10 protein-coding genes and 1 pseudogene are annotated in these 14,902 nt (G+C 37.7%); 6 read left to right on the forward strand and 5 right to left on the reverse strand.

Translation table 11 applies throughout. The features are described 5' to 3' along the window. Positions 1-12 precede the first annotated feature (12 nt). Entirely contained in the window at positions 13-3,243 is a 3,231-nt protein-coding gene (carB, locus tag KNQ97_RS18130) for a carbamoyl-phosphate synthase large subunit (RefSeq protein ID WP_001126293.1), read from the forward strand. 87 nt (positions 3,244-3,330) lie between these two features. Continuing rightward, positions 3,331-3,807, forward strand: a complete 477-nt coding sequence (gene greA, locus KNQ97_RS18135; protein ID WP_001190203.1) for a transcription elongation factor GreA — start codon at positions 3,331-3,333, stop codon at positions 3,805-3,807. A gap of 34 nt (positions 3,808-3,841) precedes the next feature. Here the strand turns inward: greA and KNQ97_RS18140 are convergent. Continuing rightward, positions 3,842-4,475 (reverse strand): annotated as a pseudogene (locus KNQ97_RS18140) (TetR/AcrR family transcriptional regulator). A gap of 140 nt (positions 4,476-4,615) precedes the next feature. Between KNQ97_RS18140 and KNQ97_RS18145 the strand changes: the two are divergent. The 3 genes from KNQ97_RS18145 (at position 4,616) to KNQ97_RS18155 (ending at position 6,313) form a co-directional block, all read left to right on the forward strand. Next, on the forward strand, positions 4,616-5,008 hold the full coding sequence (locus KNQ97_RS18145; RefSeq protein WP_001258303.1) for a RidA family protein: 393 nt from the start codon (positions 4,616-4,618) through the stop codon (positions 5,006-5,008). Between the two features lie 113 nt (positions 5,009-5,121). Next, a complete protein-coding gene (locus KNQ97_RS18150; protein WP_002046175.1) occupies positions 5,122-5,754 on the forward strand; it encodes a CatB-related O-acetyltransferase in 633 nt (210 codons plus the stop codon). 121 nt (positions 5,755-5,875) lie between these two features. Beyond that, entirely contained in the window at positions 5,876-6,313 is a 438-nt protein-coding gene (locus tag KNQ97_RS18155; protein WP_253612567.1) for a universal stress protein, read from the forward strand. Between the two features lie 55 nt (positions 6,314-6,368). On the opposite strand, the gene KNQ97_RS18160 is transcribed toward KNQ97_RS18155, so the two are convergent. Continuing rightward, the gene (locus KNQ97_RS18160; RefSeq protein ID WP_253612571.1) at positions 6,369-6,698 is read right to left on the reverse strand and encodes an MGMT family protein; all 330 of its coding nucleotides are present in this window, start codon (positions 6,696-6,698) and stop codon (positions 6,369-6,371) included. 81 nt (positions 6,699-6,779) lie between these two features. Here KNQ97_RS18160 and KNQ97_RS18165 point away from each other — a divergent pair, with 81 nt between their 5' ends. Then, positions 6,780-7,496 carry a metalloprotease gene (locus KNQ97_RS18165; RefSeq protein WP_253612568.1) on the forward strand — a complete coding sequence of 239 codons (717 nt, stop codon included), beginning with the start codon at positions 6,780-6,782 and terminating at the stop codon, positions 7,494-7,496. Here KNQ97_RS18165 and KNQ97_RS18170 read toward each other — a convergent pair. The 3 genes from KNQ97_RS18170 to KNQ97_RS18180 all read right to left on the reverse strand — a co-directional run. Next, the gene (locus tag KNQ97_RS18170; RefSeq protein ID WP_253612569.1) at positions 7,493-9,217 is read right to left on the reverse strand and encodes a CapA family protein; all 1,725 of its coding nucleotides are present in this window, start codon (positions 9,215-9,217) and stop codon (positions 7,493-7,495) included. The two genes, KNQ97_RS18165 and KNQ97_RS18170, sit on opposite strands and share 4 nt — an antisense overlap. Next, the gene (locus KNQ97_RS18175; protein ID WP_253612570.1) at positions 9,214-10,869 is read right to left on the reverse strand and encodes a poly alpha-glucosyltransferase; all 1,656 of its coding nucleotides are present in this window, start codon (positions 10,867-10,869) and stop codon (positions 9,214-9,216) included. Before KNQ97_RS18175 ends, KNQ97_RS18170 begins: the two co-directional genes overlap by 4 nt. A gap of 148 nt (positions 10,870-11,017) precedes the next feature. Then, positions 11,018-14,902 (reverse strand): beta strand repeat-containing protein (locus KNQ97_RS18180; RefSeq protein ID WP_367398855.1); only part of this gene is annotated, 3,885 nt, incomplete at its 5' end.

Below are 14,902 nucleotides of genomic sequence, written 5' to 3' on the forward strand. Positions count from 1 at the left end.
AAGGAGCGAATAATGCCTAAACGTACGGATATTAAAAGCATCTTAATTATTGGTGCTGGTCCAATTGTCATTGGTCAAGCTTGTGAGTTTGACTATTCTGGTGCTCAAGCATGTAAAGCACTTCGTGAAGAAGGCTATCGTGTTATTTTGGTTAACTCTAACCCAGCAACCATTATGACTGACCCTTCAATGGCTGATGCAACTTATATTGAGCCAATTACTTGGCAAACTGTTGCTCAAATCATTGAAAAAGAGCGCCCAGATGCAGTGCTCCCTACTATGGGTGGACAAACTGCACTTAACTGCGCACTTGCACTTGATGAAAATGGTGTATTAGAAAAATATGGCGTAGAACTTATTGGTGCAACGAAAGAAGCAATTGAAAAAGCTGAAGACCGTAAATTGTTTGATGAAGCAATGCGCAAAATCGGCTTGGAATGTCCAAAAGCTGCCATTGCTGAAACAATGGAAGAAGCATTGGAAATTCAATCTCGCTTTGGTTTCCCAGTAATTATCCGTCCGTCATTCACTATGGGTGGTTCAGGCGGTGGTATTGCATATAACCGCGAAGAATTCCTTGAGATTTGTGAACGTGGTTTCGACCTCTCTCCTACTCACCAATTATTGATCGACGAATCTTTAATTGGCTGGAAAGAATACGAAATGGAAGTTGTTCGTGACAAAAACGACAACTGTATTATCGTATGTGCGATCGAAAACTTCGACCCAATGGGCGTTCACACAGGTGACTCAATCACTGTAGCACCGGCTCAAACCTTAACTGACAAAGAATATCAATTGATGCGTAATGCTTCAGTTGCAGTTCTTCGTGAAATTGGTGTTGAGACAGGTGGTTCTAACGTTCAGTTCGGTATTAACCCGAAAGATGGCCGTATGGTTGTGATCGAGATGAACCCACGTGTATCTCGTTCTTCTGCGCTTGCGTCTAAAGCAACTGGTTTCCCAATTGCAAAAATCGCAGCCAAACTTGCTGTTGGTTACACCCTTGATGAATTGAAAAATGACATCACTGGTGGCGTAACTCCTGCAAGCTTTGAACCATCAATTGATTACGTTGTAACAAAGATTCCTCGTTTTAACTTCGAGAAATTCCCACAAGCAGAACCTGTATTAACCACTCAGATGAAATCTGTTGGTGAAGTCATGGCTATTGGTCGTAACTTCCAGGAATCTGTACAAAAAGCATTACGTGGTCTTGAAGTTGGCGTAAGCGGTTTCGATGAGAAAATCGAAGCTGGTGCAACAAATGTAAAAGAAACTATTCTAAAAGAGCTTAAAGTTCCTGGACCTGAACGTATTTGGTACGTAGCAGATGCATTCCGTCACGGTTTCTCTTTAGATGATGTATTTGAAGCAACTAAAATTGACCGTTGGTTCTTGATCCAAATTCAAGATATTGTCAACACAGAAGCTCAAGTAAAAACTTTAGGTTTTGGTGATCTCACTGCTGAAAATATCCGTTCGTTCAAACGTAAAGGTTTATCTGACCTTCGTATTGCGAACCTCATGGGTATTTCTCAAAAGCAATTCCGTAAGCAACGTTGGAACTTGGGTGTTTACCCTGTATACAAACGTGTTGATACATGTGCTGCCGAGTTTGAATCTGGTACAGCATATATGTACTCGACTTACGATGAAGAGTGTGAAGCTAACCCATCAAATCGTGACAAGATCATGGTTATTGGTGGTGGTCCAAACCGTATTGGTCAAGGTATCGAATTTGACTACTGCTGTGTACACGCTGCTTTAGCAATGCGTGAAGACGGTTATGAAACAATCATGGTGAACTGTAACCCTGAAACTGTTTCTACCGACTATGACACATCTGATCGTCTATACTTCGAACCTGTAACACTTGAAGACGTTCTTGAAATCGTACGTACAGAGAAGCCTAAAGGCGTAATCGTACAGTATGGTGGTCAAACTCCACTTAAATTGGCACGTGCTTTAGAAGAAGCTGGTACTCCAATTATCGGTACATCTCCAGATGCAATTGACCGTGCAGAAGACCGTGAACGTTTCCAACAAATGATTCAACGTTTACAGCTTCGTCAACCAAACAACAGCATTGTAAAATCTGCTGAAGAAGGTATTTCTGAAGCTGCGAAAGTTGGCTATCCATTAGTTGTTCGCCCATCTTATGTATTAGGTGGCCGTGCAATGGAAATCGTCTATAACGAAGATGAGCTTAAACGTTATCTTCGTGAAGCAGTACAGGCTTCTAATGAAGCACCTGTTCTTCTTGACCACTTCCTTGATGATGCAACTGAAGTTGATGTTGACTGCGTATCTGACGGTAAAGATGTCGTGATTGGCGGTATTATGCAACACATCGAACAAGCAGGTATTCACTCAGGTGACTCTGCATGTTCTATTCCTCCTTACTCTCTTTCTAAAGAGATTCAGGATGAGATGCGTCGTCAAACAATTGCTATGGCAAAAGAACTTGGTGTAGTGGGTTTAATGAACGTTCAGTTCGCAGTGAAAGGCAACGATATTTACGTTCTTGAAGTAAACCCACGTGCATCACGTACTGTTCCATTCGTATCGAAATGTATTGGTGAATCTTTAGCAAAAGTAGCTGCTCGTTGTATGGCGGGTCAATCACTTGAGTCTCAAGGTTTTACTAAAGAAATTATTCCAAATCGTTTCGCAGTAAAAGAAGCAGTATTCCCATTTGCAAAATTCCCTGGCGTAGACCCAATGCTTGGTCCTGAGATGAAATCTACAGGTGAAGTAATGGGTGTTGGTCAAACCTTTGGTGAAGCATTCTATAAGGCTGTTTTAGGCTCAAATGACCGCTTACCAGGCTTGCCAACTGAAGGTGAAGTAAAGCATGCGTTCTTATCTGTTCGTGAGTCAGACAAGAAATACATCGCTGATATTGCTAAGAAATTAGTTGAATATGGCTTCAAACTTGTAGCAACAGGTGGAACATATCAGGTACTTAAAGAAGCAGGTTTAGAATGTGAATCTGTAAATAAAGTAACTGAAGGCCGTCCACATATTGTTGACCGCTTGAAAAATGGTGAAATACACCTTATTGTCAATACTACTGAAGGCAAACAAGCTCAATATGACTCTGCAATGATTCGTCGTGCTGCCCTACAAGGCAAAGTGTATTACACAACGACTATCAATGGTGCAGAAGCGGTTTGCCAAGCCTTTGCTGTGAAATTGCCAATGGATGTATACCGCTTGCAAGATTTAACTGTAGGTTAATTTTTTCCGATAAGTCCCGCCACCTTATCGGTGGCGGGATTTTTTCATTTTTTTTAACTGTGTTTTCTCAACTTAAGAGGGACCGAAATGCAACGTTATCCAATGACCCCTGAAGGTAAAATCGCCTTAGAGAAAGAATTACAACATCTGAAAACTGTTGAACGTCCACGTATTACTCAAGCGATTGCTGAAGCACGTGAACATGGGGACTTAAAAGAAAATGCAGAATATCATGCTGCTCGTGAACAGCAAGGTTTCTGTGAAGGCCGTATCCAAGATATCGAAGGAAAATTGGGTGCTGCACAAGTCATCGATGTTAAAGACTTAGAACAAAACGGTCGTGTTGTATTCGGTGTTACGGTAACGATTGAAAACCTTGATACTGAAGAACGCAAGACTTATAAGATTGTTGGTGATGATGAAGCTGATTTTAAAATCAATAAAATTTCAGTAAATTCGCCAATTGCACGTGGCCTTTTGGGTAAAAATGAAGGTGATGAAGTAAAAATTACCACTCCTCAAGGCGAAGTGGAATACGAAGTTGTAAGTGTAGAATATATTTAATTTTTATATAGATATACTTAAGTTATAAAACCCCTCAATTGAGGGGTTTTTTATATTTCAGACTAATATTAAAAAATTCACTATGCATCTTTTAAAAAACCTGATGCAAAGATTTGAAAAGCATTTAATGCTTCAGGAAGTACTTGTTCAGGATATTCACTAGAGGCCACCCATAATGCTGCGTTCATGGCAGCGCCATTTAAAAGCACTGCTGCCGCTTCAGGATCTACAATTTTAATTCGTTCTGCTGCCAATAGCTGTTCAACGCACTCACGTGTAGACTGCAGACATCTATTTTGACTTGGCCAATGCGCTGGATCGCCCAGCACTGCAGGTCCATCACGTAACACAATACGCTGAAACTCAGGATTCAAAGCATTTTGTATATAGGTCTGCCCTTCAAGTAGCAACCCTTCCCAAAGATCATCAGGCTGCTCTCGATGCTGCTGGGCATATTCTGCCATTTGTGAATCAATTTGATCGACCACTGCAGCAAATAAACCACGCTTATCGCCAAAATGATGGTATAGCGCCCCACGGGTCAACCCTGCTTCTGCCGTGAGCTTATCCATTGAAGTATCTGCATAGCCATATTCAGCAAATGCACGACGTGCTACTTCAATCAGTTTCTTGCGGGTTTCCGCCATCTTTTGTTCACGAACAGACATGTATTTCACCAAGGAATCATCACAAAAAATTTTAATTGACATACGCCTCGTATGTCAATTATGTTTACATACGAGGCGTATGTGAAATCTAAGCAACATTTATTGATTTGATATTTAAATACTGAAGGAGAACAAACCTGATGAGAACTGCAATATTTCCTCAAGACCGTCATGCATTATATGAACAGCATGGTTATTCAGCCGCAATTCAATCGAAAGATTTACTCTTTGTTTCAGGTCAGGTTGGTAGTCTTGAGGATGGCTCGCCTGTACCTGATTTTGAAAAACAGGTAATCCAAGCTTTTAAGAACTTAGCAGGGACACTGAAAGCAGCTGGTTGTACTTTCGATGATATTATTGATGTCACCACCTTTCATACTGATCCTGAACGGCAGTTTGAAAGTATTATGAAAGTTAAAAATCAGATCTTTACACAAAAGCCTTATCCAAACTGGACCGCTGTTGGTGTAACTTGGCTAGCGGGTTTTGATTTTGAGATTAAAGTCATTGCACGTATTCCTCATAATAATTAGTTCAAATTAGCATCCCCTTTAATATTTGATTCACTGGCTGGGCTGAGATTATGGGTTCAGCTTGAATCGCAATTCGGTATAATGGCATATTCCCTTTTTTTTATATTTCCCTTATGGCTGAAAAGTTAATTGGCTCCCCTGTTCGTCATTGGTGTGAATTTGAGTTTATTTCCAAAACTGTGAAAAATCCAAATATCCATATTAAAGGGAATTACTCTTACTACTCGGCATATTGGGATCAAGGTTTTGAACGCTGTGTAGTGCGATATCTACATGACAAGCCTTCTACTCCAGACAAGCCAATTGATCAGCTCTATATTGGTAATTTTGTTTGTTTTGGCGCTGAATGCGTGATTATGATGGGTGGTAACCAACTTCATCGGTCAGACTGGATATCGACATTCCCCTTTGATACCCGAAGTTTTTTAGCCGCTGGTGACACTATAATTGCAGATGGCTGCTGGATTGGAAGCCGTGCAATGATTATGCAAGGTGTAAAAATCGGTGAAGGTGCTGTTGTTGCAACTGGAGCTGTAGTCACTAAAGATGTCCCCCCCTATGCAATTGTTGGTGGCGTACCTGCAAAAATTATTAAATACCGTTTTCCTCAAGAGCAAATAGAAAAACTACTTGCTTTAAAAATTTATGATTTAGATGAAAAACAAGTTTTAAAAATGCGGGAATATTTACAAACGGATGATATAGATGCATTAACAGCACATCTTAAAAAATTACAGAGCGAATAAAATATATTTGCAAGAATTTCTTGCTTAAAAACACAAATGATTACGTGCTCGAATTTAAATCGTAAGAAAAGAAGTATAAAGTATTGAATAAATAACCATCATTACAATAAGGAATAAACTCATGTTATATCAACATATTCTTGTACCAATTGACGGTTCTGAAACTTCTATGGTTGCTATGAAAGAAGCAATCAAAATTGGGAAAGTATTAAACAGTAAAATTACGGTTGTACAAGTTATGGCACTTGACCCGATTATTGCTGACCTTTACGTTAAGACGGGGCAAACCAATGAATTGATTGAGCGTACTAGAATATATTTGCTAGATATTTTAGAGCAAGCCAAGCAACAATTTTTGCAAGAAGGTCTTAGTGTAGAAACCAAATTACTTGAAGGTTTTGTTGTTCACGAAGAAATTATTCAAGCTGCACAAGAGCTTAATGCTGATCTGATTGTGATGGGTTCTCATGGCCGCACAGGTGTACGAAAACTTGTATTAGGAAGTGTTGCGCAAAAGGTCTTAGGTGAAAGTCATATCCCGGTTTTAATAGTTCGTTAAAACTAAAAAGCCTGTCTAGCTTAATGTAGCAAGGCAGGCAATTTTTAAAATACTTTTAAGGCTGCCAAGCAAATTGCTTTAAGTTTACTTTGCCATTTAATAAATAGACTCCTTCAGCTTCAAGCTTTAACTGCTGAATATTTTCGCCCTTCTCATTAAACTTACTTAGGCTAATTTTACCTTGCGAATTAATAACACGGTGCCAAGGGACCTGATGATCTGCCTCAAGATGTTTAAGCACATACCCAACTAATCTGGCATGTTTAGGTAAACCCGCCATACGAGCAACTTGGCCATAAGTTGCAACTTTTCCATATGGAATCAAAGCGATGACTTCTAAAATTTGTCGATGTAGTTCATACTGAGTTGTCAAAATGGAATCCATAAACGTTGACATTATTCATATCATATAAAAATTTTTGAATAAAATTAAACCTACTCTAAGATGAGCTCAAGGGAAAATCGCATGAAAAAAATATTGCTGTTGATCAGTGGAACTTTACTGTGTGTTTCTTGTACTACTCGTCCCCCTCTACAAAAGCCAGACTTATTAGAGGACCCTGATAATAATAGACCTGTAGTCCCTGTAACTTTCGTTTTTACAACAAACAATCCTTCTGCTGCACAATTTGATAACTTTACGCAGATGCGTAAAGAAATCAGCATCCTTAATAAATATTATTTAGATGACCAAGGAAAGAAAATATTTAATTTCAAATTAAACCGTTATATCCCTTACAAAGAGTTCTCAAAGTTACATTGTGATTTGAAACAGCAAATTAACCAGCCTTATCCCATTTCTACTGAAACTATTCCTGCCATTGTAAATACATGTTTTCCTAAGCGCACTGCAAGTAAAGAAGTCATTGTTTTTATTTATGATGCCTACTCAACAAAATGGAAATTTGAAGATGTAACAAGCAGAGCATTTCGTAATAATGGCAAACCTTTTATTTTATTAGATTGGAACCGTCTAAATTATAATATTCAGGCTGGTAGTGTGCATGAGATGGGGCATGTATTTGGTCTAAAACATGTTTGTGCACCGAAGGCTACAAAACGTACTCCAACCAATATTATGACAAGTGCCGAATGTAAATTAGGCAGTGGTGGCTTAAGAAATTTAGGGTTTACTCCAGTACAACTACAAACCATTTTATCGACTTACAACCAATATCCTTAAAATTTAACTTCAAGATATCTCCCTAAGCTATCTTGGGATGCCATGTAATTCTCAGGGGTCAGTAAAGATGTCATGTAAGCATTGGCCTTTGAGAAATCTTCCGCATCTACAGGATAAGGCTGCCAAAATGTTTGTAAATTATTGGTGTACATGGGGTAAAGGCGAATGATATCTTTTGCCAAATCAAGTCTAGCTATACAGCCAAATGGCAAAGCATTTTGCTGTTCATATTCACCGTCACTATTAAAGACTGCATTGCCTATATTAAAAACAACAGGCTTTTGATTGATGATCTGGATTGGTTGAATAGTATGAGCACCATGACCAACGATCAGATCAGCTCCTGCTTGAGTAAGAATAGTCGCGAGTTTAGTTTGGTCTTTTGTAATAGGCTTAAAGTCGACACCCCAATGACAAATAACAATAATTTTGCGTTCTGGATGAGCCTGCTTATAACGCATTATTTGTTCAAGTAAAACGCCATTTAAGCAAGCTACTCCACTTCTTGATCCTAACGCATAAAAGTCATAATCCAGATAGGCTGTGTCTCTATGCCAATAACCATTAAAAATCGCATAGTGCTTAGTCTCAAAAGTGATTTCAAAGTAATTGTGAGCATCTTTTTGGTTCAGTCCAGCGCCAATATAAGAAATACTCGCCTGATCCAACTGATGTAATGTATAGGCTAATCCTTGCTCACCGTAATCTTTCAAATGGTTATTTGCTAAAACCAAATAATTTAGATGAATATTCTTAAATTCTTCTAATGTTTTTTTAGCATCTGCTTTTAAAACAAATGGCTTTTTATCTTTTAACGGCGATTGATTTTCTAAAGAAAATACTGCTTCAAAGTTAGCGATGTTGATGTCATTTTTACTTAAAAAGGGCTGTATTTTTTCAAATGAATAATGATATCCATATTGCTGTAAGGCATCTGTTTGCCCTTTAGACTTACGCTTTTCGGTATACATTTCACCAAAATAGGTATCTCCAAGAATATTGATAATGCCTGTTTGAGAAGAATATTTTTTTGCCTTGGCATGCCCTTCTTGAAAATAATGGTAGTAAGGAACCAAATGCTCCAGACGGTGAATATCATCCAGAAAAGAGAAAAAACCAATGCTCCGGTTATGTTCGGAATAAGTGATATAAATCTGCCTAAAGGTATGTGAGATATATAAAACCGAAGTGAGTACCGGATGAGCAAGCAAAGGCGTAATCGGTTGATATACTTTATTTTTAAAAGAAAGTGTTCTAATAAAGAAAAGTTTTTTCAGCTCGTCTGGATAGCTATAAATGTGTTTTACCAACAAAAATAGATTTTTTAATTGATTAGGTGCTCTTAAAGCTAACTGGTAATCTTCTGCTCTTTTAGACAAGATTAATTGTGTTTGCTCAATAGAGCCAAACAGCATATTGCTTAAGGCATCTTTAACATCATTTGCCTGAGTAAAAATTAAGAATTGTAAGAGCTCGGCAAATGTATATGATTCATTTTTTTCTAGACCTAAATTTTGTTCACCAATTTTCTTAATTTTTTGTTCAGGAACCCGATAGACTTCATCAGCTTGAACTTTTTTTTGATGGAATTGTTCTAATGCATAATCAATCAGTAATAATGTAGAAATGTCTCCATCAATTTCAAATGCCCAAATTACCTCTTCAAATTGAGCATGGTCAAGAGCAGCTAGCAGCTTAATTTCAAATAGAGGGTAAGTCATATCTCCCCTCCTTCGAAATCTTTTACGTAGGCAATATAACCAGAAAGGTTGTGTTCCTGATCATCAATTCTTACTCTAAAGCGGTCATGCCGTACATAAAAAGCATGCAATATTTTATCTGGTCGAGCCATATACATGGCTATTTCCGGATAGAAAAAACCTGTGGTTTGAAATTCGGCTCGAAACGTAATGAGTTTTTTTAACTCAGACATATACGCTTGTTCAAAAAGTGCATTATGGCCTTGCTCTTTTAAACGATTTACCATTTTATAGGCTGCCATTAGCATTTCTAATAAAGTGGCATATGTTGTTTTTCTATTTCGAATAAAAATAAAATGTTTTAAATAATTATTTAAGCCAAAAATAAAATATTTTTCTTCAGGACATATTTTTGTAAGCTCATTAGTACAATAACTTAACCAGTGATCATGATATTTTTCATATCTTTTATGAATAAAATTTTCAAACATTAACTTAACTGTGTCTAATAATCTTTTATCCTGATTAATTTGATATAACCTTAATAGAGCTAATGCTGCTTCTCCATCATAATAAATGATTCTGAACTTTTCTTTTAAATCATAATTTGGATAATTTAATACATGAGTAGTTAATCCATCCGGATCTACTAATTCTAAAATACCATGAGCAAGTTTCTCTGCATATTTTAAATAATCATCTTTTCCTGTGATTTCTTGATATTTCGTTAACATTAAAATAGCTGCGGCATTTGCACCTAATTTAATTTCTAGCTCCCCTTCTTTACCATCAATCATAAAAGCAGTTATTGGGTCTTTTTCTTTATAGAAAGTAGTAAGTGCGTATTGAATTGCTGCAACAATTTTAGGCCAATATTCAGGTTTATCTTGTACTTCAAAAGTCTCTAAAAGCGCGTAAAGCGAAGTACAGTGACGTACCGTATTATAGTTCCGTATATCACGATCATAAGCAGGAAAATATCCATAAATGAATTTGCCATTTTCTTGAATCTGGCTATGTAAAAACGCTGCATTTTTTTCAATGAGGTCTCTAAAGTGCTGTTTTTTATTACTAGCAATGGCTCTAATGCCATTTGCATCGTAGCGACTCGCTAAATTAATAAATTGACCATTTTCATAAAAAGTTGCATAGGTATCGAAAGTCCACACTTCTTGTAGTGACTGAAGTTTAATTTCCGGCTTTGTTGCACGATATTTTTGTTTAATTGCATAGTTCAGATTTGTTTCATCAAAAAAGTTCGGCTTGTCATAACTTAAGCCCCGAATAATGGCTTTTCCATATATTTCTTGCTCCAGAAAAGCTACCGAACAGGATTCATCAAATCCCATACCTCTGCGGTAATGATTATTGTGAAATTGGTGATGAACCTGCTGCTCTATTTGGTTCCAACTTTGCTTTTCTAAATTGTACGCAACATCAATTTTTATGTAGTCGGGAAGTTGATCTGGCGAAAACTGATCATCAATAAAATCAAATAATTGTAGAGTTGCTTGTGTAAGCACTGTTTTTTCACTATGCCATACGCTACATCTATGATCTTTAGGGCCAAATGATATAAATAAAATAGTTTCTTCTTGAAGGTCTGAAACATGGTGAACGATATGTTCTAACCAAAGCTTGAGCTGTCTTTTGAAGTCTAAAAATACCGCCACTCGAATTAAGTCCCTATCCGTTATTTGTTGTTCTATAAAATTCTCAATGCATCATAGCATGAACTCTTTCAAAGCTAGGTTAACGTATTGTTTAAAAATAAAAAAAGAGAACCCTAGAGTTCTCTTTTTCTGATGAGTCAATTCTCTATTAATAGATAATTGAATTATTATTTAACAAATCTACTAAACTAGTAATAGGATTTGTTGCGTGGTCTTCATTAGTTAAAGTTAACAGTGCGGTAGGAGTTGAAATACCCCCACTACTACCATCTCGGTCAACCAATAAAGTAACCTGATTCCCACTAATACTCACACTAAGATAATTATTAATATTATCTGTGGTAGCGCCTGATAATAAAGATGAAACATCGATTTTATCGCCTTCAGACATATTAAAATCTAACCACTGATCAGTTCCATTCCCACCTGTTGGGCTTGAACCGTTAAGTACATTGTAAATTAACAAATCAGCGCCATCACCTAATGTGAAGACTTCATTTGCGGATTGACTAACAGCGATATCGTTCCCTGTTGTACCAGCATCTGGCGTACCAATCAGAACATTATCAGCATCTACTTTAATTGTTAAAGTTTGTGTGTTTACAGTACCATCCAATGTCTCAATTTTATATGTAAAGACATCATCTTTACCAAGGTCAGCAATTTTACCATTAGCTTGATAACTATAGGTTCCATCTAAATTAACAGTTAAAGTTCCATACGCTCCTACTATTGGTGTTGAATTTGCATCCAAATAATTGCTAGGCGTAGTCGATCCAGCCGCAACACCAATTTTAAAGACACTTGAATATAATATATCATTAGAAATTAGGTCACCTGATACAGAAGATGCTGTATATGTTGTATCTTTAATATCTAATTGAATATTATTAATACCAAATGTCTTACCAGTAGTATTCGTCCAGTTATACGCTATTGAACCATCACCATAACCAATATTTAGATCATAGTTAGCCGACGAATTTCCTGTATTAGTCACTTTATAATAATACTTCGTACCACTGGTGGTTGATGTCCAAGTGGCCAATTGAGTATCGAATGCTAGTGTTCCTCCATCTCTCTCTAATTCAATAACCACATTATAAGCACTGGTTTGGTTTCCTCCTCCTAAGAAGCCAAAGTCTTGAGTCACATTTGATGGTAATATTGATGTGAAAGAAATATATGCTGTTTGCCCTGCACCCAGGGTAAAACGCCCAGAATCATCTGGTATTGCCGTACTGCCTGTCTCAGGAGGTGAAGTAGGTAATACACCGTTACTTCCAGTTACCTGAATACTATTTGAAGAATCACCAGAACCATTTAATACCTGATCGAATAAAGTAGTAACTGTACCTGCGGAAGCCTTATTATCAGCGGTCAGTTGCGTTACTAACTTATTAGCTTCTTCTAGTCCTGTTTTACCCGTCCAATCTAATGTAACTAAATTAGAGTCCAAACGAATATAAATAGTTGCCTGTTTTGAATGACCATCATTATCTTGTACGGTATAAGTAAATGCTTCAACCTTACCTAAGGCAGTTGCATTAGCCGTCATTTGATAACTATATGCACCAGTTGAATCTATAGTTAAAGTACCATACATCCCTTCAATGACTTTAGGAGTACCAGACACTACAGTTTCATCTACACCTGCTGTAGTTTCTTTAATGGAAACAATTGACAAATCTAAACCTATCGGTGCAGCAGTATCATTAGATAAAACATTACCAGTAATAAGATCTGTATTGTTAATGGTTGCTACTACATCGTTAGACGATAATACTAAATTACCTAATAAGTTCAGAGATAATAAGTTACTTAAAGCACTCGAGGTTGAGGAATTTGGAGCAAGAATAAATTTATAGACACCAGCATCATCCAAAGATATGGATTGCGAACCAGACGCGGTAAAAGTTAAAACATTATTGTTTAACGTATATGCATTAGCAATAGTATTATAAACTTCATAGCTACCTGTTGATGTTTGTTTAGCAATAATCAAATCAAGACTACCACCAATATTTCCACCTAAAATAGCATCAATTAAATTCCCAACTGCACTTATATCTAAACCAGTAGACCCACTTGCCGTTAATGTTAAAGTGATTTGTTCATTTGTACCGACAGTCACACCAGGAGCGGATGTAGCACTCAGATCTAAATCAATTAAATCTCCAAGAACACCAGCATTAGCTAAAGTAAAAATACCACCACTAATATTTGGACGATCTGCTGTAGTAGATAACTCATAGTTAGTTTGGTTAGGATCATCAAGCGCGACAATATTATGCAGACTTGCAATTGTTGGTGTAGAAATATTGCCAGCCGCATCTTTTGAAGTAACAACCACTGTGTCCCCTAAAGCGATTGCAGGGTTCAACGTGACTGTATAACTACCATCAGGATTAGCTGTAGTTGTACCAAGTAATGTATCCGGAATACCATCGCCATCACTGTCTGTACCACCATAGACATTAATAACACTATTAGCTTCCGCAGCTCCAGCAACACCAGTAACGGTGGTTTCATCCAATGAAGAAACAATTGGTGCTTTTGGTGCAATAACATCTGCCACACTTATAGTTAAAACGGCTGTATCTGATTGAGTACCGTCTGATAAAGTGTAAGTAAAATCATCTACCTGACCATTAGAATCTACACTACCATTCAGCACATAACGATAAACACCATCTTTATTAATATACAAGGTACCATACAAACCTTTAATCACGGCATCTGTACCATCAGTAGGGACATCAACTCCATCTACTTTGGTCACAAGTGCTGCATCACTATTACCACGATCATCTGCTCCAGATCCATTGTCATCAAAAACATTACCTGATACTTGTGGTGTAGTGTAATAAGTTTCTGAACCATTGATGGTTACATTGGTAAACTCAAGTACACTAAGTAAATTATCAACCAATGCGTCTGCAATATAATCTAAAACAGTATCAACACCACCTAAAAGACTACCAACTAATGGTATTTTCACAATTGCTGCGACAATATCAGTCACAGCTAATGTTTCACCAGCAGCATTAGCAATATTTAACAGTGGTTCTAAAACATTTCTTACTAGAGTTCCTAAAGTTAATACTTGACCATTTAAGGCAGTTTCTACCGCATCTAATACAGCATCCTGATTGTCAGCTCCTAATAAAATACCTTGGTCACCTAGTTGTGCTAATGTTAAATCATCTAATAAATCACCAATAGCACTACTATCATTCTGCACTACAACACGATATTGACCTTCTGGTACACCTGTTAGATGCACAGCTATTGTTTTGCCATCATCTACAATACCTAAAACCCCTAAACCAAGCGCATCAGCAATTAAACCTCCATTTGTAGTTGTAGCCGTGGTGTATTGTACCCAATTATCCCCATCAAAATATTCGACTAATACACTAAAACCAGAAGCAACTGCTATCAAATTGTCTTGGCTTACTTGAATAACAACATCACCTTCATGACCTGTACCAATATCTGCGCTATTTCTAGGAACAGAAAACTCAACATTCATTGAAGTATCACCAATAATAGAGGTATCAAGAACATTAATATCTTGAGCTATTATTGGTGCGTCCCAAATAGTACTTACAAACGTACCTGGATCAAACGTTACATTATCATTAATAGCATCAATGGTATCTAGCGCTACCGCTGTCGCTGTATCAGTCGCAGGGTTGCCGTTCACATCGGTCGCTGTCCCAGTGTAATCCCCAGCCAATGCTGGTGCCGCAATGCTGCCACTGATCGTGCCATCTGCAGCAACAGTCACTGCAACCGGATTGCCTGCCGGGTCCAGAATTTCAACTGTCGCACCCGGCTCGGTGCTGCCTGCAATCGTCGCTGTGCCATCGGCATTGATGGTTACCGTGAAGTCAAAGGCCGGTGCTGTCGTATCTACCGCTGTCGCTGTATCAGTCGCAGGGTTGCCGTTCACATCGGTCGCTGTCCCAGTGTAATCCCCAGCCAATGCTGGTGCCGCAATGCTGCCACTGATCGTGCCATCTGCAGC

It is taken from the genome of Acinetobacter sp. UC24323, assembly GCF_024151445.1.
Classification (GTDB): domain Bacteria; phylum Pseudomonadota; class Gammaproteobacteria; order Pseudomonadales; family Moraxellaceae; genus Acinetobacter; species Acinetobacter baumannii.